Source organism: Pelomonas sp. V22, assembly GCF_030014915.1.
In the GTDB taxonomy this organism is placed as follows: domain Bacteria; phylum Pseudomonadota; class Gammaproteobacteria; order Burkholderiales; family Burkholderiaceae_C; genus JAUASW01.
In genome coordinates this window covers 1,501,815-1,527,824 of sequence record NZ_JAGIXS010000001.1, presented here as the reverse complement: position 1 = coordinate 1,527,824, position 26,010 = coordinate 1,501,815, and the positions used below count along the sequence as shown (strand labels likewise).

General features: G+C 66.0%; 28 protein-coding genes. 13 read left to right on the top strand and 15 right to left on the bottom strand.

From position 1 onward, the window contains the following. Positions 1-13 precede the first annotated feature (13 nt). The 4 genes from J7U46_RS06895 to J7U46_RS06880 form a co-directional block, all read right to left on the bottom strand. Positions 14-688: a CerR family C-terminal domain-containing protein gene (locus J7U46_RS06895; protein ID WP_282824102.1), complete on the bottom strand. Its 675-nt coding sequence runs from the start codon at positions 686-688 to the stop codon at positions 14-16. 140 nt (positions 689-828) lie between these two features. Continuing rightward, positions 829-1,149: an energy transducer TonB gene (locus J7U46_RS06890; protein ID WP_282824101.1), complete on the bottom strand. Its 321-nt coding sequence runs from the start codon at positions 1,147-1,149 to the stop codon at positions 829-831. A 69-nt stretch (positions 1,150-1,218) separates the two neighbouring features. Beyond that, complete coding sequence (locus J7U46_RS06885; protein WP_282824099.1) at positions 1,219-2,772, bottom strand: methyl-accepting chemotaxis protein; 1,554 nt, start codon at positions 2,770-2,772, stop codon at positions 1,219-1,221. Positions 2,773-2,992: 220 nt separating this feature from the next. After that, entirely contained in the window at positions 2,993-3,691 is a 699-nt protein-coding gene (locus tag J7U46_RS06880; RefSeq protein ID WP_282824097.1) for a YggS family pyridoxal phosphate-dependent enzyme, read from the bottom strand. A 32-nt stretch (positions 3,692-3,723) separates the two neighbouring features. Between J7U46_RS06880 and J7U46_RS06875 the strand changes: the two genes are divergently transcribed. The 3 genes from J7U46_RS06875 to J7U46_RS06865 all read left to right on the top strand — a co-directional run bounded on the left by J7U46_RS06875 (position 3,724) and on the right by J7U46_RS06865 (position 6,900). Continuing rightward, positions 3,724-4,767 (top strand): type IV pilus twitching motility protein PilT, encoded by a 1,044-nt coding sequence (locus J7U46_RS06875; RefSeq protein WP_282824095.1) that lies wholly within the window; start codon positions 3,724-3,726, stop codon positions 4,765-4,767. Positions 4,768-4,854: 87 nt separating this feature from the next. Then, positions 4,855-5,991, top strand: a complete 1,137-nt coding sequence (locus J7U46_RS06870) for a PilT/PilU family type 4a pilus ATPase (protein WP_282824094.1) — start codon at positions 4,855-4,857, stop codon at positions 5,989-5,991. Positions 5,992-6,006: 15 nt separating this feature from the next. After that, positions 6,007-6,900, top strand: a complete 894-nt coding sequence (locus tag J7U46_RS06865; protein ID WP_282824091.1) for an NAD(P)-dependent oxidoreductase — start codon at positions 6,007-6,009, stop codon at positions 6,898-6,900. On the opposite strand, the gene J7U46_RS06860 is transcribed toward J7U46_RS06865, so the two are convergent. Genes J7U46_RS06860 through J7U46_RS06850 form a run of 3 tightly spaced genes read right to left on the bottom strand, consistent with a single transcriptional unit; the run spans position 6,901 to position 8,539 of the window. Then, positions 6,901-7,533 (bottom strand): BON domain-containing protein, encoded by a 633-nt coding sequence (locus J7U46_RS06860; protein ID WP_282824090.1) that lies wholly within the window; start codon positions 7,531-7,533, stop codon positions 6,901-6,903. It abuts the gene before it with no gap. A gap of 34 nt (positions 7,534-7,567) precedes the next feature. Next, the gene (locus J7U46_RS06855) at positions 7,568-8,149 is read right to left on the bottom strand and encodes an SIS domain-containing protein (RefSeq protein ID WP_282824088.1); all 582 of its coding nucleotides are present in this window, start codon (positions 8,147-8,149) and stop codon (positions 7,568-7,570) included. A 9-nt stretch (positions 8,150-8,158) separates the two neighbouring features. Continuing rightward, complete coding sequence (locus J7U46_RS06850; protein WP_282824086.1) at positions 8,159-8,539, bottom strand: YraN family protein; 381 nt, start codon at positions 8,537-8,539, stop codon at positions 8,159-8,161. On the opposite strand from J7U46_RS06850, the gene rsmI reads away from it, so the two are divergent. Next, positions 8,532-9,452 (top strand): 16S rRNA (cytidine(1402)-2'-O)-methyltransferase, encoded by a 921-nt coding sequence (rsmI, locus tag J7U46_RS06845; protein ID WP_282824084.1) that lies wholly within the window; start codon positions 8,532-8,534, stop codon positions 9,450-9,452. The genes J7U46_RS06850 and rsmI overlap by 8 nt on opposite strands. A gap of 29 nt (positions 9,453-9,481) precedes the next feature. Here rsmI and J7U46_RS06840 read toward each other — a convergent pair whose 3' ends face one another. The 3 genes from J7U46_RS06840 to J7U46_RS06830 all read right to left on the bottom strand — a co-directional run bounded on the left by J7U46_RS06840 (position 9,482) and on the right by J7U46_RS06830 (position 11,272). Further along, positions 9,482-9,835 carry a hypothetical protein gene (locus J7U46_RS06840; RefSeq protein WP_282824082.1) on the bottom strand — a complete coding sequence of 118 codons (354 nt, stop codon included), beginning with the start codon at positions 9,833-9,835 and terminating at the stop codon, positions 9,482-9,484. 103 nt (positions 9,836-9,938) lie between these two features. Beyond that, the gene (locus tag J7U46_RS06835; protein ID WP_282824080.1) at positions 9,939-10,904 is read right to left on the bottom strand and encodes an NmrA family NAD(P)-binding protein; all 966 of its coding nucleotides are present in this window, start codon (positions 10,902-10,904) and stop codon (positions 9,939-9,941) included. Between the two features lie 11 nt (positions 10,905-10,915). Continuing rightward, positions 10,916-11,272: a terminase gene (locus J7U46_RS06830; protein ID WP_282824078.1), complete on the bottom strand. Its 357-nt coding sequence runs from the start codon at positions 11,270-11,272 to the stop codon at positions 10,916-10,918. A 101-nt stretch (positions 11,273-11,373) separates the two neighbouring features. Between J7U46_RS06830 and J7U46_RS06825 the strand changes: the two genes are divergently transcribed. The 5 genes from J7U46_RS06825 (at position 11,374) to htpG (ending at position 17,437) form a co-directional block, all read left to right on the top strand. Further along, positions 11,374-12,264, top strand: a complete 891-nt coding sequence (locus J7U46_RS06825; RefSeq protein WP_282824077.1) for a LysR family transcriptional regulator — start codon at positions 11,374-11,376, stop codon at positions 12,262-12,264. Next, the gene (gene tldD, locus J7U46_RS06820) at positions 12,261-13,724 is read left to right on the top strand and encodes a metalloprotease TldD (protein WP_282824076.1); all 1,464 of its coding nucleotides are present in this window, start codon (positions 12,261-12,263) and stop codon (positions 13,722-13,724) included. The genes J7U46_RS06825 and tldD overlap by 4 nt, the downstream gene beginning before the upstream one ends. Before the next feature lie 274 nt (positions 13,725-13,998). Then, positions 13,999-15,120 carry a 3-deoxy-7-phosphoheptulonate synthase gene (locus J7U46_RS06815; protein WP_282824075.1) on the top strand — a complete coding sequence of 374 codons (1,122 nt, stop codon included), beginning with the start codon at positions 13,999-14,001 and terminating at the stop codon, positions 15,118-15,120. Positions 15,121-15,156: 36 nt separating this feature from the next. After that, positions 15,157-15,468 carry a hypothetical protein gene (locus J7U46_RS06810; protein ID WP_282824074.1) on the top strand — a complete coding sequence of 104 codons (312 nt, stop codon included), beginning with the start codon at positions 15,157-15,159 and terminating at the stop codon, positions 15,466-15,468. 88 nt (positions 15,469-15,556) lie between these two features. Then, positions 15,557-17,437 (top strand): molecular chaperone HtpG, encoded by a 1,881-nt coding sequence (gene htpG, locus J7U46_RS06805; protein ID WP_282824072.1) that lies wholly within the window; start codon positions 15,557-15,559, stop codon positions 17,435-17,437. Positions 17,438-17,455: 18 nt separating this feature from the next. Here htpG and J7U46_RS06800 read toward each other — a convergent pair whose 3' ends face one another. The 3 genes from J7U46_RS06800 to J7U46_RS06790 form a co-directional block, all read right to left on the bottom strand. Beyond that, the gene (locus J7U46_RS06800) at positions 17,456-18,496 is read right to left on the bottom strand and encodes a serine/threonine protein kinase (protein ID WP_282824070.1); all 1,041 of its coding nucleotides are present in this window, start codon (positions 18,494-18,496) and stop codon (positions 17,456-17,458) included. 72 nt (positions 18,497-18,568) lie between these two features. Next, entirely contained in the window at positions 18,569-19,351 is a 783-nt protein-coding gene (locus J7U46_RS06795) for a DUF2726 domain-containing protein (protein ID WP_282824069.1), read from the bottom strand. A 257-nt stretch (positions 19,352-19,608) separates the two neighbouring features. Further along, positions 19,609-20,313 carry a GNAT family N-acetyltransferase gene (locus tag J7U46_RS06790; RefSeq protein WP_282824067.1) on the bottom strand — a complete coding sequence of 235 codons (705 nt, stop codon included), beginning with the start codon at positions 20,311-20,313 and terminating at the stop codon, positions 19,609-19,611. Positions 20,314-20,591: 278 nt separating this feature from the next. On the opposite strand from J7U46_RS06790, the gene rplM reads away from it, so the two are divergent. The 3 genes from rplM (at position 20,592) to erpA (ending at position 21,969) form a co-directional block, all read left to right on the top strand. After that, complete coding sequence (gene rplM / locus J7U46_RS06785; RefSeq protein WP_137941462.1) at positions 20,592-21,020, top strand: 50S ribosomal protein L13; 429 nt, start codon at positions 20,592-20,594, stop codon at positions 21,018-21,020. A 9-nt stretch (positions 21,021-21,029) separates the two neighbouring features. Beyond that, on the top strand, positions 21,030-21,422 hold the full coding sequence (gene rpsI, locus J7U46_RS06780) for a 30S ribosomal protein S9 (protein ID WP_282824065.1): 393 nt from the start codon (positions 21,030-21,032) through the stop codon (positions 21,420-21,422). Between the two features lie 175 nt (positions 21,423-21,597). Beyond that, entirely contained in the window at positions 21,598-21,969 is a 372-nt protein-coding gene (erpA, locus tag J7U46_RS06775; protein WP_282824063.1) for an iron-sulfur cluster insertion protein ErpA, read from the top strand. Between the two features lie 75 nt (positions 21,970-22,044). On the opposite strand, the gene J7U46_RS06770 is transcribed toward erpA, so the two are convergent. Together J7U46_RS06770 and J7U46_RS06765 are read right to left on the bottom strand one after the other, a co-directional pair. Further along, complete coding sequence (locus J7U46_RS06770) at positions 22,045-23,148, bottom strand: anhydro-N-acetylmuramic acid kinase (RefSeq protein ID WP_282824060.1); 1,104 nt, start codon at positions 23,146-23,148, stop codon at positions 22,045-22,047. Between the two features lie 3 nt (positions 23,149-23,151). Then, complete coding sequence (locus J7U46_RS06765) at positions 23,152-24,534, bottom strand: M23 family metallopeptidase (RefSeq protein ID WP_282824058.1); 1,383 nt, start codon at positions 24,532-24,534, stop codon at positions 23,152-23,154. A 211-nt stretch (positions 24,535-24,745) separates the two neighbouring features. On the opposite strand from J7U46_RS06765, the gene tyrS reads away from it, so the two are divergent. Continuing rightward, complete coding sequence (tyrS, locus tag J7U46_RS06760) at positions 24,746-25,993, top strand: tyrosine--tRNA ligase (RefSeq protein ID WP_282824056.1); 1,248 nt, start codon at positions 24,746-24,748, stop codon at positions 25,991-25,993. Positions 25,994-26,010 lie beyond the last annotated feature (17 nt).

Genomic DNA, 26,010 nt, shown 5'->3' with positions numbered 1-26,010 from the left:
ACCTGAACCTGAATCAGCGCCGGGCGACGGCCTGCAGCTGCGCGTGCAGGCTCAGGCTCAGCGTGCTCAGCAATTGCTGCTGCACCTCGGCACTGAGGCTGGGCTGGGCCAGATGCTGCAAGAGCACCGGCTCGGCCAGGCGGAAGTAGAAGGCCTGGTGGAACAGCGAGAAGGCCTGTGCGCGCACCGGCAGTGAATCGGCCTCGCCACCGCAGATCAGGGCCACTGCGGCACGCACTTGCTGGCGGCCCGGTTGCAGGGCCTGGCGGAAGATCTGGCCGATGCTGTCGGCCGGGTCTGCCTGGCTGCGCAGGAAGAACTGCACCCAGCTCTGCGGCAGCTCGCCGCTCAGGATGTTGCGGGCCATGCTCAGCATGAAGTCGATCACCGCCTCGATCAGCGCATCGGTGCTGCCGTGCTGCTCGGTGGCCAGGCGCAGCGCCCGTAGCGGCGCGGCCTGGTCGGTCTTCAGGCGCTCGGCCAGGAACTCGGCGGCCGCGCGGTAGAGCTCTTCCTTGGACGCGAAGTGGTAGGGGATGGCCGCCAGGTTGACGCCGGCATGGGCCGTCAGCATGCGCGTGGTGGCGAGCTCATAGCCCTGCGTGCCTATGACCTCCAGCGCAGCCTGGATCAGCTTCTGCCGGGTCTGTTCGCTGCGGGTGGGCTTGGGGCAATCCTCGATGAGCATGTGCTCAATGCTGGTGCGCCGGGCGGGGCGGGTCAATCAAGGGAAGCCCTGCGTCACGACAGTGGCCGCCATGGCGGCGAAAACAACAAGGGCCGCAGATGCGGCCCTTTCTTCACTCAGCAGTCGGTGACTGCTTGCATTCAGTCTTCGTTGCGGAACACCAGCTTGACTTCAGCAGTCTGCTTTTCGCCCGAGCCTTCGTACTTCCACTCCATCAGGGCGGCGGTGACGGCCTTGTCGAAGACGCGCTTGGGTTCGGCTTCCAGCACGGTGACCTTGCTGACCTTGCCATCCGGATCGATGGCCACTTCGGCCTTGACGCTGCCGTTGGAGATGCCCTTCTGGGCGGCTTCACGCGGGAACTCCGGCGGCACCTTCTTGACGACCTTGGGCGCAGCGGCGTGGGCGGAGAGGGCCAGGGCCAGGGCGGCGGCGAAAGCGAAGAACTTGGAGACTTGCATGATGACGACTTCTTGGTAACGGTAGAGATAGAGAGAGAAGAAAGGGGATCGGTAGAGCGATCCGGGCGATCAGGCCGAGGCCGAGCGGAAGAAGCCCACGGCTTCCAGCAGGCGGCTGGAGCTGGTCTTCAATGCGTCGGTGGAGCGGCTCAGCTCGTCCACGAGGGTGGTGTTCTGTTGCGTGGTCTTGTCCAGCTCGTTCATGGCCTGGTTCACGACGCCCACGCCCGAAGCCTGCTCCTGGGCCGAGTGCGAGATTTCCTCGATCAGCTGGCCCATGTTGTTGACTTCGTCCACGACCGAGCGAATGGTCACGCCGGCGTTGTTGACGAGGGTGGTGCCGTTCTCGACCTTGTCCGTGCTTTCCTGGATCAGGACCTTGATTTCCTTGGCGGCAGCGGCCGAGCGCGAAGCCAGGGCACGCACCTCGGTGGCCACCACGGCGAAGCCCTTGCCATGCTCGCCGGCACGGGCGGCTTCCACGGCAGCGTTCAGCGCGAGGATGTTGGTCTGGAAGGCGATGCCGTCGATCACGCCGATGATGTCGCCGATCTTCTTGGAGCTGGCGCTGATGTCCTGCATGGTCGAAACCACTTGCGAGACCACGGCACCACCGGCCGAGGCCGACTGGCGGGCCTTGGTGGCAATGTTGGCGGCCTTGCGGGTCAGCTCGCTGGCACCGCTCAGGTTGGCGGCGATCTGCTCGACCGAGGCGGCGGTGTTCTGCAGGCTGGCGGCGGAGCGCGAGGTGCGGTCCGACAGGTCGACATTGCTGTCGGCGATCACGCTGGAGCTCTGCGCCACTTCGCCAGCCGCGGTGCTGACGCTGTGAACCACGCCGCTCAGGGCCATCTGCATGGCGTGCATGGCGTGGAGCATCTGGGCCAGTTCGTCGCTGCCTTGCACGTCGACATGCTGGGTCAGGTCGCCGGCGGCAATCGCCTCGGCAGCGGCCTGGGCCTTGCGGGCCGGCACGACGATGGAGCGGGCGATCACGAAGCCGCCGCCCACGCCGATCAGTGCGGCCACAGCCACCAGGAAGACGGTCACGTAGATGGATTTCTGGGCCACGTCGCTGCCGGTTTCGGCCAGCTCGCGGGCGCTGTCGAACTGCAGGTCCACGAGGCCCTTCAGGTCGGCCTGGTAGGCCTGCTGGGCCGGGCGCACGCCGGTGATCAGGCTCTCGCGGGCTTCGTCGGGGCTGCCGCTTTCCTGCACCTTGAGGAACTTCTGCAGCGAAGCAAAGAACTCGGCCTGGTGCTCGCGCACAGCGTTCAGGATTTCCTTTTCCTTGGCACCGTCGATCTTCTCGGCCAGGCTCGCGAGCTGCTTCTCGCTGTCGGCTTGAGCGGTCTCGAGGGCGGCCTTCTGCTTCTTGATCTGGCGGGCTTCGTCGAGCAGCAGCAGGTCGCGGGAAGCGCGGGCGATCACGTTGACGTTGCCTTCCAGCGCGTTGGCGGCGGCAATCTTCACCAGGCTGGAATTGGCCGTCCGGTTCAGGTCGTTGGCCAGGCGGTTGGAATTCGACGCGCCATAGGCGCCAATGACGATCAACAGCAGTATCAACAGGCCATAGCTCAGGGCCAGGCGCTGGCTGATGCGCAGCTTGGTAAGCAGGTTCATCTAGGGAATCCCTCAGACTGTCGGTGGTTGGCGTGCCTTGCGCTGACCCAGCTGGGTCGCCGGCACTTGGCGTAAGCAGAAGTTTCAAGCCAGTTCGGCTGAAACTCGTGAGTGCAGTTCGCGGCGGCTGTGAAGGATTGCCAAACGTGGGGCTGGGTAATCCCTTACTTTGAACTGACACCCCCGAAGCAAGGGCTTGCGCCCCGCTTTTCGGGGCCGCTCAAAGCTTCACGCGGCTGCCAAAAATGGCCGAGCCCACGCGCACCAGCGTCGCGCCTTCGAGGATGGCGGCCTCCATGTCGGCGCTCATGCCCATGGAGAGGGTGTCCATCTGCAGCCCCAGTTGCCGGTTGGTCTCTGCCATCAGCTCGGCCAAGGCGCGATGCGGCAGGCGCTGGGCCTCGGGATCTTCGGCCGGCTCGGGGATGGCCATCAGGCCGCGCAGCCGCAAGGCGGGGAGGGCGGCCACGGCGCGAGCCAGCGCGGGGAGTTCATCCGGCGTGATGCCGCTCTTGCTGGCCTCGCCGCTGATATTGACTTGCAGGCAGACCTGCAACGGTGCCAGGCCGGCCGGCCTTTGCTCGGACAAGCGCTCGGCGATCTTCAGCCGGTCCACGCTGTGGACCCAGTCGAAGGCCTCGGCGACGACGCGGGTCTTGTTGCTTTGCAGCGGGCCTATCAGGTGCCATTCGATGGACGAGCGCAGGTCCGCCAGCTCAGCGATCTTGTCGAGGCCTTCCTGCACGTAGTTTTCGCCGAAGCGGCGCTCACCGGCCGCATGAGCCTCGCGCACCGCGTCGCCTGGAAACGTCTTGCTGACCACCAGCAATGTGACGCTTTGCACGGGCCGCGAGGCAGCCTCGCAGGCCTCGGCCATACGGTGGTGGAGCTGATACAAGTTGCCAGCGATCGTGGCCATAATGCTTCGACGTTTTCGGAGTAGCCCGACCCATGGACATCACCCAACTGCTGGCATTCTCGGTCAAGAACAAGGCCTCGGACTTGCACCTCTCGGCCGGCCTGCCACCGATGATCCGCGTGCATGGCGATGTGCGCCGCATCAACGTCGAGGCGCTGGACCACCGCGCGGTCCACGACATGGTGTACGACATCATGAATGACTCGCAGCGCAAGGCCTACGAGGAAACGCTGGAGGTCGACTTCTCGTTCGAGATCCAGGGCCTGGCGCGTTTCCGGGTCAATGCCTTCAACCAGAACCGCGGCGCCGGCGCCGTGTTCCGGACCATTCCGTCCAAGATCCTGACGCTGGAGCAGCTGAACGCGCCCAAGGTTTTCGCAGAGCTGGCCTTGAAGCCGCGCGGCCTGGTGCTGGTGACTGGCCCCACGGGTTCAGGCAAGTCCACGACGCTGGCCGGCATGGTCAACCACCTCAACGAGAACGAATACGGCCACATCCTCACCATCGAGGACCCGATCGAATTCGTGCATGAATCGAAGAAGAGCCTGATCAACCAGCGGGAAGTCGGGCCGCACACCCTGAGCTTCGCCAATGCGCTGCGCTCCGCACTTCGTGAAGACCCGGACGCGGTGCTGGTCGGCGAAATGCGCGACCTGGAAACCATCCGCCTGGCGCTGACAGCGGCTGAAACAGGCCACTTGGTCTTCGGCACCTTGCACACCTCGTCCGCGGCCAAGACCGTGGACCGTATCGTTGACGTGTTCCCCGCGGCCGAAAAGGAAATGGTCCGCGCGATGGTGTCCGAATCGCTGGTGGCCGTGATCTCTCAAAGCCTTTGCAAGCTGAAAGACGGGACCGGCCGGGTGGCGGCGCACGAAATCATGCTGGGCACCTCGGCCATCCGCAACCTGATCCGCGAGAACAAGGTCGCCCAGATGTACTCGGCCATCCAGACCGGCAACAGCATGGGCATGCAGACGCTGGACCAGAACCTCACCGACCTGGTCCGCCGCAACATCATCTCGCCAGCTGAAGCCCGTTCCAAGGCTAAGTTTCCGGAGAATTTCCCGGGCTGAAGCCCGGGAAATTCGACGTCACTCATATGGCGCCAGCCATGTGAGTGGCGGCAAAACTTCCCTCGAAGTTCACCAGCAGGATCCCTCATGGAACGCGACCAGGCCTCGAAATTCATCAACGACCTCCTGCGCCTGATGATCTCGCGCAAGGGCTCGGACCTGTTCCTCACGGCCGACTTCCCGCCGGCCATCAAGGTGGACGGCAAGGTCACCAAGGTCTCGCCGCAGCCGCTGACCGGCCAGCACACCTTGCAGCTGGCGCGTTCCATCATGAACGACAAGCAGGCGGCCGAGTTCGAGCGCACCAAGGAATGCAATTTCGCCATTTCGCCGCAGGGCATTGGCCGCTTCCGTGCCAACGCCTTCCTGCAGCAGGGCAGCGTAGGCCTGGTGCTGCGGACCATCCCGGCCACGCTGCCGACGATCAAGTCGCTGGACCTGCCCGACATCCTGCGCGAAGTCACCCAGACCAAGCGCGGCCTGGTGATCGTGGTGGGGGCTACCGGCTCCGGCAAGAGCACCACCCTGGCAGCGATGATCGATGAGCGCAACGAGACCACGCACGGCCACATCATCACCATCGAAGACCCGGTCGAGTTCGTCCATCCGCACAAGAACTGCATCGTCACCCAGCGCGAGCTGGGCATCGATACCGACAGTTGGGAGATGGCGCTGAAGAACACGCTGCGCCAGGCGCCCGATGTGATCCTGATGGGCGAAATCCGCGACCGCGAGACCATGGAGCATGCCGTGGCCTTCGCCGAGACCGGCCATTTGTGCATGGCCACGCTGCACGCCAACAGTGCCAATCAGGCGCTGGATCGCATCATCAACTTCTTCCCGGAAGAGCGACGCGCCCAGCTCCTGATGGACCTCTCGCTGAACCTGCGCTCCCTGATCTCGCAGCGCCTCTTGCCGCGCCAGGAGGGCAAGGGCCGCGTGGCGGCGGTGGAGATCCTGCTGAACACGCCGCTCGTGTCAGACCTGATCTTCAAGGGCGAGATCAGCGAGATCAAGGAGCTGATGAAGCGCTCGCGCGAACAGGGCATGCAGACCTTCGACCAGGCGCTGTTCGACCTCTATGAGAACCACAAGGTGAGCTACGAGGACGCGCTGCGCAATGCCGATTCGGTGAATGACCTGCGCCTGCAGATCAAGCTCAACAGCGAGCGTGCCCGCAGCGGCGATCTCAGCTCGGGCACCGAACACATGACCATCGTCTGAGTGGATTTCTTACCCATGAGCACTCGCAGCTACGAGCCCATCGCCCCGCGTCGCGTCGCCTTCATCGGCCTCGGCGTGATGGGCTATCCCATGGCTGGCCACCTGGCCCGCACCGGCCACCAGGTGACGGTCTACAACCGCACGGCCGCCAAGGCCGAGGCCTGGGCACTGGAGTACGGTGGCGCGGCTGCGCCCACGCCTGCCGCAGCGGCAGCGGGCGCTGACATCGTGTTTGCCTGCGTCGGCAACGACGCCGATCTGCGCTCGGTGGTGCTCGGTAAAACGGGCGCCTTTCAGGGCATGAAGCGCGGCGCGATCTTTGTCGACCACACGACGGCCTCGGCCGATGTGGCCAGGGAGCTGCATGCGGCCGGCGTGGCCCTGGGCCTGCACTTCGTCGATGCGCCGGTGTCCGGCGGTCAGGCGGGCGCGGTGAACGGAATGCTGACGGTGATGTGCGGCGGCGACCAGGTGCCGTTCGATGCCATGCAGCCGGTGGCGATGGCGTTCTCGCGCGCCGTCACGCGTGTCGGTGAATCGGGCGCCGGTCAGCTGGCCAAGATGGTGAACCAGGTCTGCATCGCCGGCGTGGTGCAGGGCCTGTCGGAGGCCATTGCCTTCGGCCAGAAGGCCGGCCTTGACATGAAGCTGGTGCTGGACGTGATCGGCAAGGGCGCGGCCCAGAGCTGGCAGATGGACAACCGTGGCAAGACCATGGTGGACGATCAGTTCGAATTCGGCTTCGCCGTCGACTGGATGCGCAAGGACCTGGGCCTGGTGCTGGACGAGGCTCGCCACAACGGCGCCCGGCTGCCGCTCGCCGCCCTCGTGGATCAGTTCTATGCTGATGTGCAGAGCATGGGCGGACGGCGCTGGGACACCTCCAGCCTGATCAAGAGGCTGAAGTGATCAGTCCTTGGAGGACTTCGGCGTCATCCGCGCCAGCTCTTCCTCGCTGATCAGCTCGAACATCTTCACCACCTTTTTCACGCCGCCCACACTGCTGGCGATCTCGGCCGCGCGATTGGCTTCGCGTTCGGTGACACGCCCCAGCAGGTAGACATTGCCGCGCTCGACCACGACGTAGAAGGCATTGGCCAGCAGGTCCTTGGACTCGACTAGGCGGGCCTTGACCTTGGTGGCGAGCAGGCTGTCGTTGGCGCGGCTGGTCATCGAGCTGGTGAAGGTGACCTCAAGCTCGTTGATCACGCCCCGCACGTTCTCGATCTTGCTGACCACGGTCTCGGCCTTGGCCTTGTCGGCATCGGTCGCCACCTCGCCGGTCAGGAGCACCATGCGGTTGTAGCTGTTGGCGTTCACATGGGCGCGGTCGGGCAGGTGGTGGCGCATGTTCTGGCCGACCTTGAGCTCGATGCTCTCGTCCTCCAGCTGCATGCCCGAGGTGCGGCGATCAGTGGCCACCAGGGCGCCGCCCACCATGGCACCGCCGACGAACAGCGGCGCGCAGGCCGTGCCGCTCAGCGCGGCGGCAAGAACGGTGGCCAGAAGCGTGACGCGACGTGCTTGGCTTTGGAAGTTCATGTGGGGATTCGTCCCTTGAAAGGTGGGTGGTTCGTTACTCGCCGCTGCCCAGCAGCTGCAGGTCGATGGCATCGCACAGGCAATGGGCGAGCAGGCGCTGGCCCTCGGCCACGCGGGCGACGCGGCTGTGGGGCAGGCGGATCTGCACGTCGGTGTCGAGCAGGGCGCTGCGCCATTCTTCATCCTGGCTGCCGCTGAGGGTGATGACGGTCATGTCCTGCGCATGGGCAGCCTCCAGCAGCGGTGCCAGCTGGGCTCGCGAGGCGCCCTGTGATTCGAACAGCAGCAGCAGGTCGCCGGGATGGCCCAGCACCTGGATCTGGCGGGCCAGCGCGCTGCTGACGTCGGCGGCCGCGCCGGTCTGGACCTGGCCGTCGAGGCACAGGGCCGCGAGCCCGGGGCGCTCCTGCTCGAAGCGGCCGCTCAGCAGCGCGGCCATGTAGCGGGCATCGAGGGCCGACAGACCGAGGCCGCAGCACAGCACGCGATTGCCGGCCGTGATGCCGTCCACCAGCAACTGGGCCGCGTCGGCCACCGGCCGCGAGAGGCTTTCGGCCACCTGGTAGAGCAGGTCGGCGCTCTCGAAAAACTGTTGTTGGATTCGTTGCTCAAGCATTGGCGTGCATCATAACGAGGCATCAAACGCGGCCTGCAACCACTCCAGCTGCTCGCCTTCCAGGGCCAGCACGTCGAAGCGGCAAGGCGGCGGCGAGGCCATGCGCAGCAGGTAGTGGCGCGCCGCCAGGATGATGCGGCGCTGCTTGCTGGCGCCAATGCTGGCTGCCGCGCCACCATGTGAGCCGTCGGCCCGGGCCCGCACCTCGACGAAGACCAGGCAGCCATCGGGTGCCCGCATGATCAGGTCGATCTCGCCGCCGCGCGCTTGCGGCCCGCGCGCGACCCGATAATTGCGCTCCACGAGCCGCAGCCCCTGCTGCTGCAAATAGCGCAAGGCGCGGTCTTCGGCCGCATCGCCCCGCCCCTTCGGAGAGCCCCACTTGAGCATTGCCCCTGCCTCCCTGTTGCTGCAGGCCGCCCAGGCTGCGGCCGGCGGCCAGCAGTATCCCGCCGCCTGCCTCTACCTGGTGGCCACACCCATAGGCAACTTGGCGGATATCAGCCTGCGTGCGATCCAGGTGCTGAGCCTGGTCGATGCGGTGGCCTGCGAGGACACGCGGGTGACGGGCGGCCTCTTGCGCCATCTGGGCCTGCACAAGCCCTTGCTGAGCCTGCATCAGCACAACGAGCATGAGGCCGCCGCCGGCCTGGTGGCGCGGCTGCAAGCCGGGGAGCGGATCGCCTATGTCAGCGATGCTGGCACGCCAGCCGTCTCTGACCCTGGCGCAGCACTCGTGGCGGCCGTGCAGGCCGCCGGCTTGCGTTGCCTGCCGCTGCCAGGCGCCAGCAGCGCCACGACCTTGATGAGCGTGGCTGGTGATGCGCAGGCCAGTGGTTTCCGTTTCGTGGGCTTCCTGCCGCCCAAGGGGCAGGAACGGCGCCGGCGGCTGCAGGCGCTGGTGGGTGCCGACCACAGCCAAGTGCTGTTCGAGGCGCCTCATCGCATTGCTGATCTGCTGGCGCTGCTCGCTGAGCTGGCGCCGCAGCAGCGGGTCACGCTGGGGCGTGAATTGACCAAGCAGTTCGAGACCGTGCACACGGCGTTCGCCGCCGAACTGCCGGCCTGGCTGGCGGCCGATGCCCAGCGTGAGCGGGGTGAATTCGTCTTGGTGCTGCATGCGGCGGAGGCCGCGGAGGCAGGTGAGGATGAGCTGCCGGCGCTGGCACGACGCGCGCTCGAGCTGCTGTCGGCCGAATTGCCCTTGAAGCAGGCCGTGGCCCTGGCCGCCGAGATCAGCGGCGCGCCGCGCAACCAGCTCTACGACCTGGGCCTCGCCATGAAGAAGGCCCGCGAGGCCTGAAGAGGCGTTCGCGGGCCTGCTGGCCTGGATCATTGACCCGTGGCGCTGGCCGGCTTGGCGTTGTGCTTGGCGTGATGGATGTCTTTGCTGGCGCCATCCTGCATCTTGTGCAGGCGGCGGCGCTCATGCTTCGTGACCGTGCCATCGGCCTTGGCCTTGTCTTCGGCCTTGTTGATCGCGGCCTGCTCCTTCTCGAGGCGCTGGGTCTCGCGGGCCGTCAGCGTGCCGGACGCGGCACCCTGGGCGATGCGGGCCTGCTGGTTGGCTTCGCGCTGATCGACGCGCGGCGTGGCAGGTGTGGCGGGAGCGGGAGTCTGGGCTTGGCTCAGGGCGCTCAGGCCAGCGAAAGCGAACAGGGCGATCAGGCGGATTTGGCGGTTCATGAGGGCTCCTTGGTCGGTGGCAGCGACGCTGAATTGCGTGCTTGGCGATACAACGCCGACCTGCCGGCGCCGCCGACGCGAGGGGTGTAAAGAATCGTGAAACTCAGGCGGGCTGCGGCCCGGCTTCACGCCGCCCTGGCGCCATCCCCAGCGCGGCGAGGCTTTCGCTCAAGGCGACAGGCAACGGCGTGTGGGCGGGTTCGCCGATCAGCTTTCGCAAGGCCTCTTCCTCGAGGCGATGCGGCCTCTCCCACAGGTAGCGCATCTCCGCGATGGCCTTCCAGCTGGGCATCAGCGGTGCGGCTAGCCGTATCAGGGGCCAGGGCAGGCTGGCGGCCCGGAGCGGTTTGTCCAGCAGCGCCTGCAGCGCCTTCAGCAAGACCTGACCCTCGACCGCATGGCCGGCGAAGTGCAGTCGATGGTGGCCCCGCAGCCGTTCACGCTGCTCGGCAAGCTTGACAAAGGCCTGAGCCAGGTCGGGCAGATAGGCCCAGGCGTGCATGCGATCCAAGGGGCGGGGATAGACCACGCGGCCCTTGTCCAGGCGGCTGGCCACGACGAGATCGAACCAGCTGCCACGCCCGCTGCCGCCGAAGAAGTCGCCAGCGCGCAGCACCACGGAATCCAGCCCTGGCGCCTCGGCCATGCGCTGCTCAATCTCGATACGGATGCGCGCCTTGCTGGTGTCGCCGACTTCCGGGGTGTCCGGCGTCAAGCGCACCGGCAGTTTCGAGCCGTAGTTGTAGACATTGCCGGGCAGCATCAGGAGCGCGCCGAGCCCATGCGCCAGCACCTGCGCGGCCTGGGCGAGCGGCAGGGCCTGGCGCTCCCATTGGTGATAGGGCGGGTTGAGTGCGTTGATGACTACGCTCGCGCCGCGCGCGCCGGCGTGCAGCGGTGCACGGTCCAGCGCATCGCAGGCCAGTTGTTGCACGCCGCTCAGCCGAGACAGCTCAGCGGGCAAAGGCTTGCGGCTTTGCGCCAACACGCGCCAGCCGGCAGCGGCAAAGGCCGGCACCAGCACCTGCCCCAGCCGACCAGCGGCCCCCAAGATGACGACGGTGGGCATGGCAGCTGCTTTCAGCGAGAAGGGTTTGATTCGAAAGCCACGCGCCAGCCGCCGGCCAGCGCAAAGCGCGGGAAGGCCAGCCATTGCTCGGCGAGCATGCGGGCGACGAAGTTCCACGGGCCGGTGAAGGGCTCGGGGGGCACCGCTTCGTCGCGATGCCCCCGGCCCTGCGCCGCCAGCGCCGCCATGCAGGCCCCGATGCCGGCGGCTGCTGCTACCAGCCCGCCCAACCACGGGCTGAACAGCAAGGCCAGGCTGCCCAGCTGGAACAGCGGCACCGTCAACAGGTGCAGGCGCACATTGCGGGCGCTTCGGTGGAAGCGCGGGTAGTGCTGCTGCTGGTAGCGGATCAGTGCGGGCATCTGCATGGGTGTCTCCTCTTCCCTTGGCCGATGGCGGCAGTTTCAAGTCATGGGCATCAATCCGGAAGTGGATAGACTGTATGGCAGGTATCCAAAAATGAATTGATATGGATGAGCAAGCCGACTGGTCGTCCCTGCAACTGTTCCTGGTGCTGGCTGAGGCGGGCTCCTTGGGCCGGGCGGTGCACCAGCTGGGCCAGAGCCAGCCGACGCTGAGCCGCCAGCTGGCCCTGCTGGAAGAGCGGCTGGGCCAGGTGCTGTTCGAGCGTCATGCCCGCGGCCTGCGCCTGACGGCGGCCGGCGAGCACTTGCTACCGGCGGCCCGCCGCATGCGCGAAGCGGCGCGGGAGTTCGCCATGAGCCTGGCCGCGCGCGAGCAGACGCTGGCCGGCACCGTGCGGCTGACGGCCAGCGAAATCTTCTGCGCCCACTTCCTGCTGCCGGCTTTACGGGCGTTGCGCGAGCGGCATCCGGAGATCCAGGTCGAGCTGGTGGCGAGCAACGAGATCGAGAACCTGCAGGAGCGCAGTGCCGACATCGCGCTGCGCATGGTGAGGCCCGAGCAACCGACCCTGGTGGCGCGGCGCCTGACCGATTTCCCACTGGGGCTCTATGCCCATCGTGACTACCTGGCACAGGCCGGCCTCCCGACGCTGGCGACCATGGCCTCGCACCAATGGCTCGGGTTTGATCGTTCGGACCAGATGCTGCGCGGCTTTGCCCAGGCCGGTTTCAAGGTGGGCCGCGAGTACTTCGGCCTGCGCTGCGACAACCAGCTCGTGGTCTGGGAGGCCGTGCGCGCCGGCCTGGGCATAGGCGTTGGCCCGGAGGCGCTGGCGGCGCGTGATCCGGCCCTGGTGCGGGTGCTGCCCGAGATCGCCATCCCGCCGCTGCCGCTGTGGCTGACCGCCCACCGCGAGCTGCGCGACACACCGCGATTGCGCCTGGTGTTCGACCATCTGGCAGGGGCATTCGCCGCTCCTACAATGCCCCGATGATTGCCCGCGAACCCACCCTGGCCCGTCTCGTCACGGCCCGCAGCAAGCTGCTGGAACCCTTCGGCCTCAGCGACGCTTCGCTGGCCAAGGCCCTGCGCCTGATCACGGAGCACAAGGTCGACGATGCCGACCTGTACTTCCAGACCACGCGCGCCGAGGGCTGGAGCCTGGAAGAGGGCATCGTCAAGAGCGGCAGTTTCTCCATTGATCAGGGCGTGGGCGTGCGTGCCGTGGCTGGCGAGAAGACGGCCTTCGCCTATTCCGACGACATCTCCGAAGCCGCCTTGCTCGACGCGGCGCGCACCGTGCGCAGCATTGCCGCCGCCGGCCAGAGCAAGCGCGTGAAGGTGCCGAGCACGCCGACCATTCCCGGCAGCCGCACGCTTTACGGAGAGGCGGACCCGATCGCCAGCCTGGACAGCACCGAGAAGGTCGCTCTCTTGGAGCGCGCCGAGCGCATGGCCCGCGCCAAGGACCCGCGCGTGGCGCAAGTGATGGCGGGCCTCGCCGCCGAACATGAGGTTGTGCTGATCGCCCGTGCCGATGGCACGCTGGCCGCCGACGTGCGGCCGTTGGTGCGGCTCTCGGTCACCGTGATCGCCGAGCAGGGCGAGCGACGCGAAGTCGGCAGTGGAGGTGGCGGCGGCCGTTTTGGCCTCGCCTATTTCACCGACGAAATGATCGCCAGCTACGTCGATCAGGCCGTCAATGCCGCCCTGACCAACCTCGAATCCCGCCCGGCCCCGGCCGGCGAGATGACCGTCGTCCTCGGCCCCGGCTGGCCCGGCGTGCTGCTGCATGAGGCGGTGGGTCATGGCCTGGAAGGCGACTTCAACCGCAAGGGCTCGTCCACCTTCGCCGGCCGCATCGGCCAGCGCGTGGCCGCCAAGGGCGTGACCGTGCTGGACGACGGCACCATCCCCGACCGCCGCGGCTCGCTCAACATCGACGACGAGGGCTGTGCCTCGCAGCGCAATGTGCTGATCGAGGACGGCATCCTGAAGGGCTACATCCAGGACGCGATGAACGCGCGCCTGATGAAGGTGGCGCCGACCGGCAATGGCCGCCGCGAAAGCTATGCCCATACGCCGATGCCGCGCATGACCAACACCTACATGCTGGGCGGTGACAAAGACCCGCAAGAGATCATCGCCAGCATCAAGAAGGGCCTCTACGCCACCAACTTCGGCGGCGGCCAGGTCGACATCACCAGCGGCAAGTTCGTGTTCTCGGCGAGCGAGGCTTTCTGGGTGGAGAACGGCAAGATCCAGTACCCGGTCAAGGGCGCGACCATCATCGGCAACGGGCCGGACGCGTTGACGCGCGTCAGCATGATCGGCAACGACATGTCGCTCGACACCGGCGTGGGCGTCTGCGGCAAGGAAGGCCAGAGCGTGCCGGTTGGCGTGGGCCAGCCGACGCTGCGCATCGACGCCTTGACCGTTGGCGGCACGGCTTGATGCGGCGCAAGCTGCAAGCCAGGCTTGCCCAGGCGTGAAGGCTGATTCCTCAAACCCGCGTGCTACATTCAGCTCCATGCTTTCGCTGAAGTCCTACTTTTTTGCGTTCTTTTGGTTCTCGCACCGCACCGGCGGCGGAGAGGCAAGCGCGTAAGCAGGCAAAGCGAACAAGCAAACCGAATCTCCCAAAACCGCCGGGCTCAACCCCCGGCGGTTTTTTTTCGCCGTGACAGCCCGACAAGTTCCCAGTCTCACCACGGAAAGAACCGAGTCCATGAACGCCAAGACCTCGACCCAGGCCGATCGCTGGTACTCCCCGCAGGACAAGACCAGCCAGACCGACGACCAGCGCATCCGCGACGTGACGCCGCTGCCGCCGCCGGAGCACCTGATCCGCTTCTTCCCGATCAGCGGCACGCCGATGGAGCAGCTGATCACGGGCACGCGCCAGAAGATCCGCGACATCATGGAACGCAAGGACGACCGCCTGCTCGTGGTCATCGGCCCCTGCTCCATCCATGACCCGGCCGCCGCGCTGGAGTACGCCAAGCGGCTGATGGTCGAGCGCGAGAAGCACAAGGGCACGCTCGAGATCGTGATGCGCGTCTACTTCGAGAAGCCGCGCACCACGGTGGGCTGGAAGGGCCTGATCAACGACCCCTACCTGGACGAGAGCTACCGCATCGACGAAGGCCTGCGCATCGCCCGCCAACTGCTACTGGAGATCAACCGCCTCGGCATGCCGGCCGGCAGCGAGTTCCTCGATGTGATCTCGCCGCAGTACATCGGCGACCTGATCGCCTGGGGCGCCATCGGCGCGCGCACGACCGAGAGCCAGGTGCACCGCGAGCTGGCTTCCGGCCTGTCGGCCCCCATCGGCTTCAAGAACGGCACCGACGGCAACATCAAGATCGCCACCGATGCGATCCAGGCGGCCGCCCGGCCGCACCACTTCCTGTCGGTGCACAAGAACGGCCAGGTCGCCATCGTCGAGACCAAGGGCAACAAGGACTGTCACGTCATTCTGCGCGGCGGCAAGACGCCCAACTACGACGCCGAGAGCGTGGACGCTGCCTGCAAGGACCTGCTCGCCGCCAAGCTCGATTGCGCGCTGATGGTGGACTGCTCGCATGCCAACAGCAGCAAGCAGCACACGCGCCAGATCGACGTGGCACGCGACATCGCCTCGCAGCTGAAGGCCGGCCGCCAGCAGATCTTCGGCGTGATGGTCGAGAGCCATCTGAACGACGGCGCGCAGAAGTTCAGCCCGGGCAAGGACGACCCGGCCCAGCTCGAGTACGGCAAAAGCATCACCGATGCCTGCCTGGGCTGGGACGATTCGCTGCAGGTGCTGGACATCCTGAGCGAGGCCGTGAAGGCGCGCCGCGCGGCCTGACACAATGGCCCTCAGGCCCGGCAGCAGGAGTGAGGCATGCACAAGCAGGTGAAGATCGTGTTCGGCCCCGGCAAGGAGTTCGACCTGGCCGTTGACGCCGAGGAGGTCCTGTCCTTCGAGGCTTCGCGGCAATGGCTGGACGAACAGTTCGTCCGCCTGGGCTGCGAGCCCATGCGCGGCTCCGGCAAGGTGCTGGTGGCCGACAAGATCCTCGGCGTGGCAGCCGCACTTGGCCCTGAGGGTTTCAAGGACGCTGCGGTGGCGCTGGACTATGCCCGCGCCGCCAGCGGTGCGCTGAGCAAGGCACTGCTCAAGGTCGACGTGCCCAAGCAGACGCTGTCGTACTGAGAGAATCCGCCCCTCTTGAAAGGCGCCGCAGCGCCCCCAGTTGCCTGGGCGCTGGCGGCGCTGCTGCCGTTCTCGAACCTACTGCACCATGAACAAGCAAACCCATTCCTTCCAGGCCGAGGTCAAGCAGATCCTGCACCTCGTCACGCACTCGCTCTATTCCAACAAGGAAATCTTCCTGCGCGAGCTGGTGTCGAACGCCTCGGACGCCTGCGACAAGCTGCGCTTTGAAGCGCTGGACAACGCCGGGCTGTTCGAAGATCAGCCGAACCTGGAAGTGCGTGTCAGCTTCGACGCCGAGGCGCGCACCATCACCATCAGCGACAACGGCATCGGCATGAGCGCCGACGAGGCGATCGCCCACCTGGGCACCATCGCCAAGAGCGGCACGCGCGAATTCATGGCCAAGCTGGAAGGCGACCAGAAGAAGGACGCCAACCTGATCGGCCAGTTCGGCGTGGGCTTCTATTCCGGCTTCATCGTGGCCGAGCGCATCACGGTCGAAACGCGCCGCGCCGGCCTCGCGGCCTCAGAAGGCGTGCGCTGGACCTCCGAGGGCACGGGCGACTACGAGGTCGAGACCATTGCCAAGCCTGGCCGCGGCACCGACGTGATCCTGCATCTGCGCGAAGGCGAGGACGAGTTCCTGAAGACCTGGCGCCTCAAGTCCATCATCAGCAAGTACTCCGACCACATCTCCCTGCCCATCCTGATGCGCAAGGAAAAGTGGGATCCGGAGAAGAGCGAACAGGAAATCACCGACGAATGGGAAAGCGTCAACAAGGCCTCGGCCCTGTGGTCGCGCTCCAAGAGCGAGGTGACGCAGGAGCAGTACGAGGAGTTCTACAAGCAGATCAGCTACGACAGCGACGCACCGCTGGCCTACACGCACAACCGCGTGGAAGGTCGCAGCGAGTACACGCAGCTGCTCTACATCCCGGCCAAGGCCCCGATGGACCTGTGGAACCGCGACAAGCGCGGCGGCGTGAAGCTCTACGTGAAGCGCGTCTTCATCATGGACGACGCCGAGGCGCTGATGCCGGTCTACCTGCGCTTCGTCAAGGGCGTGATCGACTCGGCCGACCTGCCGCTGAACGTCTCGCGCGAGCTGCTGCAGGAAAGCCGCGACGTGAAGGCGATCCGCGAAGGCTCGACCAAGCGCGTGCTCGGCATGCTGGAGTCGCTGGCCGACAGCGAAGAGCAGGCCGAGAAGGACAAGTACGCCGCCTTCTGGAAGGACTTCGGCTCGGTGCTGAAAGAAGGCATCGGCGAAGACCATCAGAACCAGGAGCGCCTGGCCAAGCTGTTCCGCTTTGCCTCCACGCATGCCGATGCCGGCGTCTCGTTCGCTGACTACGTTTCTCGCATGAAGGAAGGCCAGGAGACGATCTACTACATCACGGCTGACTCGCTGGCCGCCGCCAAGAACAGCCCGCAGCTGGAGATCTTCCGCAAGAAGGGCATCGAAGTGCTGCTGCTGGTCGACCGCGTGGACGAGTGGATGCTCTCCCACCTCTACGAGTTCGAAGGCAAGACGCTGCAGTCGGTGGCCAAGGGTGCCGTGGACCTGGGCAAGCTGCAGGACGAGGAAGAGAAGAAGAAGGCCGAGGAAGTGGCCGAGAGCTTCAAGCCGGTGCTGGAGCAGCTGAAGGACGCACTGAAGGACCGTGCCAAGGACGTGCGCGTGACCACGCGTCTGGTGGACTCACCAGCCTGCATCGTGGTCGAGGAGGGCGACATGTCCGGTCACCTGGCACGCCTGTTGAAGCAGGCCGGCCAGCAGGCGCCCACCTCGCTGCCGACGCTGGAGATCAATGCCGAACATGCGCTGGTCAAGAAGCTCGAGGGCTCGGCGCATTTCGATGATCTGGCCCATGTGCTGTTCGACCAGGCCGTGCTGGCCGAGGGCGGCAACCTGGAAGATCCAGCCGCCTATGTCCGCCGGGTCAATGCGATGCTGCTCGGCTGATGCCGTCGGGTGACGGCTTCAAGCGAAGCCGTCACCATCGAAGTTCACTTCATCATCCGGCCGCGCCAGCTCTGCAAAGGGCTCGCGCGGCCGCATTGCTTCCAGCTGCTCGCGCAGCTTGGCGATCTGGTCGTTCCAGTAGTTGGGCGTGCCGAACCAGGGGAAGGCCAACGGAAAGGCCGGGTCGCCCCAGCGTCGGGCGAGCCAGCCGCTGTGGTGGATCATGCGGAGCGTGCGCAGCGGCTCGATCAGGGCGAGCTCGCGGCGGTCGAACTCGGCCACCGTCTCGTAGCCTTCCAGCACGCAGGCCAGTTGCTGGCGCATGCTGAGCTCGTCGCCGGAGAGCAGCATCCACAGGTCCTGGATGCCCGGGCCCATCACCGCGTCGTCGAGGTCGACGAAATGCGGGCCTTTGTCGGGTGTCCAAAGGATATTGCCTGGGTGGCAGTCGCCGTGCAGGCGCAGGATCTTCAGATCGGGAATCGTTTCGAAGGCCAGGTCGATGGCGCTCAGGCAGCGCTGCACCACGTCTTCCCAGGCCGGGCGGATTTCGGGTGCCAGCATTCCGCTGTTCAAGAGCCAGTCGCGCGCGACACGGCCGGGTTCGGCGCTGGCCCAGTGAAGGCGGTGCTCGAACGGCCGGCGCTGGCCGACCAGGTGAAAGCGGCCGAGCAGGCGGCCAATCCAGGTGAGCACCTCGGGGTCGTCCAGCTCAGGCGCCCGGCCGCCCTGGCGCGGCGTGACGGCGAAGCGCTGGCCCCGGTAATGGCGCAGGGTCGAGTCGCCGAGCAACCAGGGCGCGGCCACCGGCACTTCGGCCTCGGCCAGCTCGGTGGCAAAGCTGTGTTCCTCGAGGATCTGCGCGTCGCTCCAGCGGCCGGCGCGGTAGAACTTGGCCACTGCGATGCGGCCATCTTCAAGGTGGACCTGCAGGACCCGGTTCTCGTAGGAATTCAGTTGTAGCAGCCGGCCATCGCCGTAGAGGCCGGCCTGCTCCAGCGCATCCAGCATGAATTCCGGCGTCAGGGTTCCGAAGCTGGTGTCGGGGTCTTGGCTCATCGTGCCTCAAATGCAAACGGCGCCCGACTGGGCGCCGTGCGGCGATTATGGTTGCTGGACTCTGCGCTACCTTTAGCGCGGCGTGGAGGCGCCGTAGCGGGGCGAATCGACGACCACGCCGACGATGTCATTCGGCGCTTCATCCGGGAACTGGGCATTCCCTCCCAGCGGTTCGGCGAACGGCGTGGTGTTGCGAAAGCCCGTGGCGGCCTGTGGTTCGGGTCGGGAGAGCGGTGGGCTGCCGGTCAGCGAATCGAAACGGCTGTCGGGCGCGAAGAAGGAATCGCCGAACAGGGCCGAGTCCTGCCAGAGGCTTTGGTCGCGGCCGCTGCGGCGAGCTTCGGCCACGCCAGCCATGCCGGGTCGGGCGGCGGGGCGCAGCGTGGGTGCCGCCTGCGGGCCGCGGGCGTTGTTACTGCTGCTGAACGGCACCAGCAACTGCAGCTCCGCAGCGCTGGGGAGGTTGTCGATCGGGCAGCGCAGATAGCGCACGCGGCAGGCGCTCAAGACGGACTGCTTGATCTGCAGGCTGCGGCCGGAGACGCTGCGCTCGTTGTCGAGGTCGATGGCGGCCAGCACGCGGCCATTCGGGCTGCAGATCGCGAAGGTGACGTGGATGGCGCCCAGCAGGTCGAACCAGTAGCGCACCTCCTTGGCTTCGGTGGGCTGGCAAAAACGCACCAGGGGCAGCTTGGAGAGGATCACGTGGTGAGGCAGGGCCTCCTTGAGCAGGCGGTAGACGCGGCGCTCATCGGTGCTGAAGACCGGGCGGGCCGTGAGCGACCATTCGGTGGGCAGCGGCTTGGCGCCGCGGCTCGGCCGGCGCAATGCCCACAGCAGAGCAAGGGCCAGCAAGCCGCAGCTTGATACCAGCGCAATGATCCACGGAGTGTTTGCCGACATATCCCTCGCACTCGCGACGGGCCATAAAAGGCCGAATTGCACCGGTGTGGCGGTGCTTATCGGGCGAATGTAGCGGATATTTGCAACAAATCACTACGGGCCTACCCGCTCAATACGGGGGTGAGCGCCCCCTCGGGCGCGGGGCGTCGGAGGCGTGCGCAGCGTGTCCACTCGGTGCGCTGGGCGGGGGCGATCCGCTCAGCGAAGGCTCAAGGCTTGGGGCCCTTGCCGCCGTCGCCGAGGTGCTGGGTGACCTCGGCCACGCCGTCGATGATGGCGTGCAAGGTACGGACATGGCGCTTCAGCGTGAAATCGACCTCGGCCAGGTGGCGCTCCAGCGCTTCGCCAACATGCGAGGCCACGGTGTCGGGTGGCAGGCGCAGCCAGGCCTCGGACTCCGAGCCATCGCGCTCGACGGTGGCGCCAGCGCTGCGGGCGATCCGGAGCATGGGCGCGTTCTCACTCAGCGCGTGGATAAAAAGGGTCTCGATGCCCCGGTTGCGGGCATGAAGGGCGGCGTGTTCGAACAGTCGGGCACCAAAGCCGCGGCCGCGTGCCTTGTCAGCGACCGACACACCGAACTCCGCCATCGCCGGCTTGCCCACCCGCTGTGGCAGCGGCTCGTAGGCCAGGTGAGCCATGGCCACCAACTCCAGCTTGCGGTTGAAGATGCCCAGCACCTCGTCACGCTCGAAATCCAGGCTCAGCGCGTACTTGCTGACCTGCTCGTCAGTGGCCGGGTAGCCGAAGCGCAGGTAGCGGTCGCGCTCGCTCAGGGCCAACAGGTGGTTCTTGATGCGCTGCCGGTGCCGCCGGGCCAGTGAGCGTATCGGCACCCAGTCTGACCAGCGGCGAAGCACCGCCTTGTGCCAGGGCGGGCTGTCTTCGCCGTCTTGCGGTGGGAGCGGGGTCATGGGGATGGGTCTCCAGCAGCAGTTGATGCTAACCGCGGCCCGGGTCTTGGGCCGCCTTTCGTTGACTGTTTGGGGATTTCCCGAGGCTCTGATACACTCGCGGGCTTTCCTCGACTTGGTTGCGGGGAAGAAGCTCGTTGCCTCGGCATGAGAGGTCGCGCTGGTGGGAGAAATCTCGCCAAAAAAGCGGCACCGATTCAAGGGCATCGCAGCTGTAGTTCAACCAATTAATCCTCCGCCGGTTCATTCCTGAGCTGGGCGGAACTTGAAAGAATCTCATGAAGACCTTCAGCGCCAAGCCGGCCGAAGTGACGCACGAGTGGTTTGTGATTGACGCCACCGACAAGGTGCTCGGACGTGTTGCCAGCGAAGTGGCACTCCGTTTGCGCGGCAAGCACAAGGCCATCTACACGCCTCACGTCGACACCGGTGACTTCATCGTCATCATCAACGCAGACAAGCTGCGTGTCACTGGCAACAAGGCCAATGACAAGGTGTACTACCGTCACTCGGGCTTCCCTGGCGGCATCTACGCCACAAAGTTCAAGGACATGCAAGCCAAGCATCCGGGCCGCGCCCTGGAAAAGGCCGTCAAGGGCATGCTGCCCAAGGGCCCGCTGGGTTATGCCATGGTGAAGAAGCTGAAGGTGTATGCCGGTGGTTCCCACCCGCACGCCGCCCAGCAGCCCAAGGCTCTGGAAATCTAAGGAACGGCAATGATCGGAAACTGGAACTACGGTACCGGCCGCCGCAAGTCGTCGGTCGCTCGCGTCTTCATCAAGAAGGGCACGGGCCAAATCATCATCAATGGCAAGGCCATCGTTGAGTATTTCGGCCGTCAGACTTCCATCATGATCGCCAAGCAGCCCCTGCTGCTGACGAACAATGGTGAAGCCTTCGACATCAAGATCAACGTCCATGGCGGCGGTGAGTCGGGTCAAGCCGGTGCCGTGCGCCACGGCATCACCCGTGCGCTGATCGACTACGACGCAGCCCTGAAGCCCGAACTGAGCCGCGCCGGCTTCGTGACGCGTGATGCGCGTGAAGTCGAGCGTAAGAAGGTCGGTCTGCACGGTGCACGTCGCCGGAAGCAGTTCAGCAAGCGCTGATCGACTTTCCCAGCTTGGCTCACTTTCTTCGGAAGGGGCCAGTCTTTCAACAAAGGCCGCTGTTCAGTGGCCTTTGTTGTTTCTGGAATCGCCCCCAAATGCCCATGGTCAAGAGCGGGCCGGCATTTCAGACGACAATCCAGCCCATCGATGGTTTTTGCCAGGAACAGCAATCATGAGCGCAGTGCTTGAATCCACCACCTCCAGCGACATGCCGCCCGCACCGCTGGTCTTCACCGACAGTGCCGCAGACAAGGTGCGTGACCTGGTGGCTGAAGAGGGCAACCCGGAGCTGAAGCTGCGCGTCTTCGTGCAGGGCGGCGGCTGCTCGGGCTTCCAGTACGGCTTCACCTTCGACGAGGTGGCCAATGAAGACGACACGCAGATGAACAAGAACGGCGTGACGCTCTTGATCGACGCGATGAGCCTGCAGTACCTGATGGGCGCCGAGATCGACTACAAGGAAGACCTGCAAGGCGCCCAGTTCGTGATCAAGAACCCGAACGCCAGCACCACCTGCGGTTGCGGCTCGAGCTTCTCGGTCTGAGCTTCAAGACTCCGCATGAAAGCCGCCTTTGGGCGGCTTTTGCATTTCTGCCTTGCCAGCGGCGACTTCGCTCATTCAGCGTGGATAGAGTGCGCCCAGGATGCGCGGCCCGGCCGCACCGGTCACGGCCTGCAGATTGCCCGGCTCGCGCTGCACGAAGCGCAGGGCCAGCCAGGCGAAGGCGGCGGCCTCGACCTGCATGGGCGGCAGGCCACGCGCGGCGCTGCTGAGCACCTGGCTGGCTGGCAGTCGTTGCTGCAGGCGCTGCATCAGGCGGCCATTCAAGGCACCGCCGCCGCAAACCAGCAGCTCGCTGGCCGCGCCCACATGCGGCGCGATGGTCTCGACGGTCAATTCAAGCAGTGTGGCCTGCACGTCCTCTGCCTTTGCGTCGGCTGCATGGGCCCGCACATGGCCGAGCAACCAGTCGAGGCTGAACAAATCGCGGCCCGTGCTGCGCGGTGGCGCCAGGGCAAACCAGGGTTCGGCCAGCATGGCTTTCAACAGCGCCGGCAGCACCGAGCCGCTGGCCGACCAGGCGCCATCGGCGTCATAGGCCAGGCCGCGCTGGCCGGCGATCCACAAATCCATCAGGCAATTGCCCGGGCCGCAGTCGAAGCCTGTGGTCGTGCCGTCGTGGGCCAGCAGGCTGAGATTGCTGAAACCACCGATGTTGAGCACGGCCACCTCGGCATCGGTGCGGCCGAACAGTGCGCGATGAAAGGCGGGCACCAGTGGTGCGCCCTGGCCGCCAGCCGCGAGATCGCGGCTGCGGAAATCACAGACCACGTCGATGCAGCTCAGCTCGGCGAGCAGGCTGCCGTTCAGCAGCTGCAGGCTGTAGCCGCAGCCGTCGAAGGCCAGCGGTTGATGACGGATGGTCTGGCCATGGGCGCCGATGGCCTGGATGGGCTCGGCGATGCCCTCGCACGCCAGGGCGGCGACAGCGGCATAGCTGCGCGACACGCCATTGGCGGCCAAGGCCATGCGGTGAGCCTCGTTGTCGCCGGGAGCGTTCAAGGCCAGCAATTCGCTGCGCAGCGCGTCCGGGAAGGGCCGATGGCAATGCGCCAGCACTTCGATTTCAGTGGAGGAAGGGAAGCGGGCCAGTACCGCATCGACACCGTCCAGCGAGGTGCCAGACATCAGGCCCAGGAAGAGCCCTGCGGAACTTGCCATCGGTCAGTCGGCGCTGCTCACGCCGTTGCTGATGCTGGCGGCGACCTGCAGCTGAGTCTGTGCGCTGGCGACCTGCTGATTGAACTGGGCGCGGGCCGTGGCCGGCAGCGGCACGGACTCGGAGGCGCGGGCGATCAGGCGCGGGTCTTGATGGCGGCCGCCGACTCGGAATTCGAAATGCAGGTGCGGGCCGGTGGCCCAGCCGGTGGCGCCGACCGCGCCCACGCGCTGACCCTGCTCGACGCGCTGGCCCTTCTTGACGTCGATCTTGCTCAGGTGGGCGTAGACCGTTGTGCGGTCGCCGGCATGGCGCAGGTGCACGACATTGCCGAAGCCGTTCTGCCAGCCGGCGAACTCCACCGTGCCATCGCCGACGCTGCGCACGGCCGTGCCGGTGGGGGCGCCGTAGTCGGTGCCCAGGTGCTGGCGCCAGGTCTGCAGGATGGGATGGAATCGCATCGCGAAGCCGGAGGTCACGCGCGAGAACTCCATCGGGCTGGCCAGGAAGGCGCGGCGCTTGTTCTGGCCGTCAAAGCCATAGTAGCTGCCCTTGCCGGTGCCGCTGTCGCGGTACCAGACGGCCGAATGGCTGCGGCCGTTGTTGACGAACTCCGCGGCCACCACGCGGCCGGCGGCGCCGTCCCAGTTGATGGGCTCGCCATCAGCGGTCAGGCTTTCATAGACGACCGAGAAGCGGTCGCCCTTGCGCAGTTCGCGATGGAAATCGATGTCGCCCGAGAACATGTCGGCCAGTTGCGAGGCCACGCCATCGGGGATGCGGGCGTCGTCTGTGGCGGCGAACAGCGAGGTCTGGACCGTGCCGCTGCCCAGGCGGACCTGCGACTGCATAGGTACCGTCTCAAGCCGGGAAACGAAGCCCTGGCCCTGGCGTTCGACCGTCAGGCGGCTGAAGTGCGTGGCCTGCTGCTCGGCTTTCTCTGCCGGGAAGCGGGCGATCAGGCGGTCCACCGTGCCGGAGGCGTCGGCCGAGACTTGCACCATCTTGCCAACACGGCCTTGAAGTACGCGGCGGGCCAGCGGATCGCTGCGCAGGAAGGCGGCGGCGGCGACGTCGAAGGCACCCATGCGGCGCAGCAGAGAGTCGGCCGTGTCGCTCGAGCGGGTGAAATCGTTGCGGGTCAGCGAAAGCTTGTTGGCGGCCAGGGCGGCCAGTTGCTCTTCGAGGCTTTCGGTAGTGACCGTCTCGCTGACCTGGCGCTGTGGCAGGTCCTGCGCATCGGGGGCCAGCGGCGCGATACCGAAAGCGGTGATCGCAAAGCAGCTCAGGACGCCGACCACACTGCCGGTGAGTGCGCGCGGATGCTTGGCTGCAAAGGCTTCGGCCTGGCGGCCCGCCTTCTGCAGCTCTTCAATCCAATCGTTCACTCGGCCAGTAAATCCCACGGGGCTCGTCGTTCTTTTCGTGTCTGCGTCAGGAAGGGCGCTGGGGCCGCGTCCACTAGAATTTGCGTGCCCTGGGCAGCCCGCAGGCGCCAAAAGCGAGCCGCGAGTATACCGAGCCCCCACCTCGGTCAATTCCTAGGAAACCCGAGAAATCAAGACCTTAGCGCAGGCTAGGGGAAACTTTACACAGCCCATGTCCGAATCGCGAACAAGCCCCGCAGCTCCCGCCCATCCGGTGACCGATCGTGTGCGCGAGGCCCTGGCGCAGTCGCTGCGTGGTGCCGACGAGTTGCTGCCCGAGGCCGATTGGCTCAAGAAGCTGGCCAAGAGCGAGGCCACCGGCGTGCCGCTGCGCATCAAGCTGGGCCTGGATCCGACGGCGCCCGACATCCACATCGGCCACACCGTCGTGCTGAACAAGATGCGCCAGCTGCAGGACCTCGGGCATCAGGTGATCTTCCTGATCGGCGACTTCACCTCGATGATCGGTGACCCGTCCGGCCGCAACAGCACCCGCCCGCCGCTGACCAAGGAACAGATCCTGGCCAATGCGGAGACCTACTACAAGCAGGCCAGTTTGGTGCTGGATCCGGCGCGTACGGAGATTCGCTACAACTCCGAGTGGAGCGACCCGCTGGGCGCGGCCGGCATGATCCAGCTGGCCAGCAAGTACACGGTCGCCCGCATGATGGAGCGCGACGATTTCACCAAGCGCTTCGCAGCGCAGACCCCGATCTCGGTGCACGAGTTCCTGTACCCGCTGATGCAGGGCTATGACTCGGTCGCCCTGAAGAGCGACCTCGAGCTCGGCGGCACGGACCAGAAGTTCAACCTCCTGATGGGCCGCCACCTGCAGCAGGAATACGGCCAGGAGCCACAGTGCATCCTGACCATGCCGCTGCTCGAGGGCCTGGATGGCGTGGACAAGATGTCCAAGTCCAAGAACAACTACATCGGCATCACTGAAGCGCCCAACACCATGTTCGCCAAGGTGCTGTCGATCAGCGACGTGCTGATGTGGAAGTGGTTCACGCTCCTGAGCTTCAAGAGCCTGGCCGAGATCGCCAGCCTGCGCGCAGAGGTCGAGGCTGGTCGCAACCCGAAGGACGCCAAGGTCATGCTGGCCAAGGAGATCACGGCGCGCTTCCACAGTGCTGAAGCTGCCGAAGCGGCCGAGGCCGACTTCAACAACCGCGCCAAGGGCGGCATTCCGGATGAGATTCCCGAGGTGAGCCTCGCCGGTGCGCCGCTGCTGATCGGCAAGCTGCTGCTCGGCGCCGGCCTAGTGGCCTCCGGTGGCGAGGCCACGCGGATGATCGAGCAGGGCGGCGTCAAGATCGACGGCGTGACCATCAGCGACAAGGGCCTCAAGCTGGAGGCGGGCAGGTTCGTCGCCCAGGTCGGCAAGCGCAAGTTCGCGCGTGTCACGCTCGCTGCCTGAACCCCGCTCGAAGCAAC

Bases quoted from the DNA above. Each gene is read 5' to 3' on its own strand.
- J7U46_RS06895 (WP_282824102.1), bottom strand. From the start codon at position 688: ATGCTCATCGAGGATTGCCCCAAGCCCACCCGCAGCGAACAGACCCGG.
- J7U46_RS06890 (WP_282824101.1), bottom strand. From the start codon at position 1,149: ATGCAAGTCTCCAAGTTCTTCGCTTTCGCCGCCGCCCTGGCCCTGGCC.
- J7U46_RS06885 (WP_282824099.1), bottom strand. From the start codon at position 2,772: ATGAACCTGCTTACCAAGCTGCGCATCAGCCAGCGCCTGGCCCTGAGC.
- J7U46_RS06880 (WP_282824097.1), bottom strand. From the start codon at position 3,691: ATGGCCACGATCGCTGGCAACTTGTATCAGCTCCACCACCGTATGGCC.
- J7U46_RS06875 (WP_282824095.1), top strand. From the start codon at position 3,724: ATGGACATCACCCAACTGCTGGCATTCTCGGTCAAGAACAAGGCCTCG.
- J7U46_RS06870 (WP_282824094.1), top strand. From the start codon at position 4,855: ATGGAACGCGACCAGGCCTCGAAATTCATCAACGACCTCCTGCGCCTG.
- J7U46_RS06865 (WP_282824091.1), top strand. From the start codon at position 6,007: ATGAGCACTCGCAGCTACGAGCCCATCGCCCCGCGTCGCGTCGCCTTC.
- J7U46_RS06860 (WP_282824090.1), bottom strand. From the start codon at position 7,533: ATGAACTTCCAAAGCCAAGCACGTCGCGTCACGCTTCTGGCCACCGTT.
- J7U46_RS06855 (WP_282824088.1), bottom strand. From the start codon at position 8,149: ATGCTTGAGCAACGAATCCAACAACAGTTTTTCGAGAGCGCCGACCTG.
- J7U46_RS06850 (WP_282824086.1), bottom strand. From the start codon at position 8,539: ATGCTCAAGTGGGGCTCTCCGAAGGGGCGGGGCGATGCGGCCGAAGAC.
- J7U46_RS06840 (WP_282824082.1), bottom strand. From the start codon at position 9,835: ATGAACCGCCAAATCCGCCTGATCGCCCTGTTCGCTTTCGCTGGCCTG.
- J7U46_RS06835 (WP_282824080.1), bottom strand. From the start codon at position 10,904: ATGCCCACCGTCGTCATCTTGGGGGCCGCTGGTCGGCTGGGGCAGGTG.
- J7U46_RS06830 (WP_282824078.1), bottom strand. From the start codon at position 11,272: ATGCAGATGCCCGCACTGATCCGCTACCAGCAGCAGCACTACCCGCGC.
- J7U46_RS06825 (WP_282824077.1), top strand. From the start codon at position 11,374: ATGGATGAGCAAGCCGACTGGTCGTCCCTGCAACTGTTCCTGGTGCTG.
- tldD (WP_282824076.1), top strand. From the start codon at position 12,261: ATGATTGCCCGCGAACCCACCCTGGCCCGTCTCGTCACGGCCCGCAGC.
- J7U46_RS06815 (WP_282824075.1), top strand. From the start codon at position 13,999: ATGAACGCCAAGACCTCGACCCAGGCCGATCGCTGGTACTCCCCGCAG.
- J7U46_RS06810 (WP_282824074.1), top strand. From the start codon at position 15,157: ATGCACAAGCAGGTGAAGATCGTGTTCGGCCCCGGCAAGGAGTTCGAC.
- htpG (WP_282824072.1), top strand. From the start codon at position 15,557: ATGAACAAGCAAACCCATTCCTTCCAGGCCGAGGTCAAGCAGATCCTG.
- J7U46_RS06800 (WP_282824070.1), bottom strand. From the start codon at position 18,496: ATGAGCCAAGACCCCGACACCAGCTTCGGAACCCTGACGCCGGAATTC.
- J7U46_RS06790 (WP_282824067.1), bottom strand. From the start codon at position 20,313: ATGACCCCGCTCCCACCGCAAGACGGCGAAGACAGCCCGCCCTGGCAC.
- rplM (WP_137941462.1), top strand. From the start codon at position 20,592: ATGAAGACCTTCAGCGCCAAGCCGGCCGAAGTGACGCACGAGTGGTTT.
- rpsI (WP_282824065.1), top strand. From the start codon at position 21,030: ATGATCGGAAACTGGAACTACGGTACCGGCCGCCGCAAGTCGTCGGTC.
- erpA (WP_282824063.1), top strand. From the start codon at position 21,598: ATGAGCGCAGTGCTTGAATCCACCACCTCCAGCGACATGCCGCCCGCA.
- J7U46_RS06770 (WP_282824060.1), bottom strand. From the start codon at position 23,148: ATGGCAAGTTCCGCAGGGCTCTTCCTGGGCCTGATGTCTGGCACCTCG.
- tyrS (WP_282824056.1), top strand. From the start codon at position 24,746: ATGTCCGAATCGCGAACAAGCCCCGCAGCTCCCGCCCATCCGGTGACC.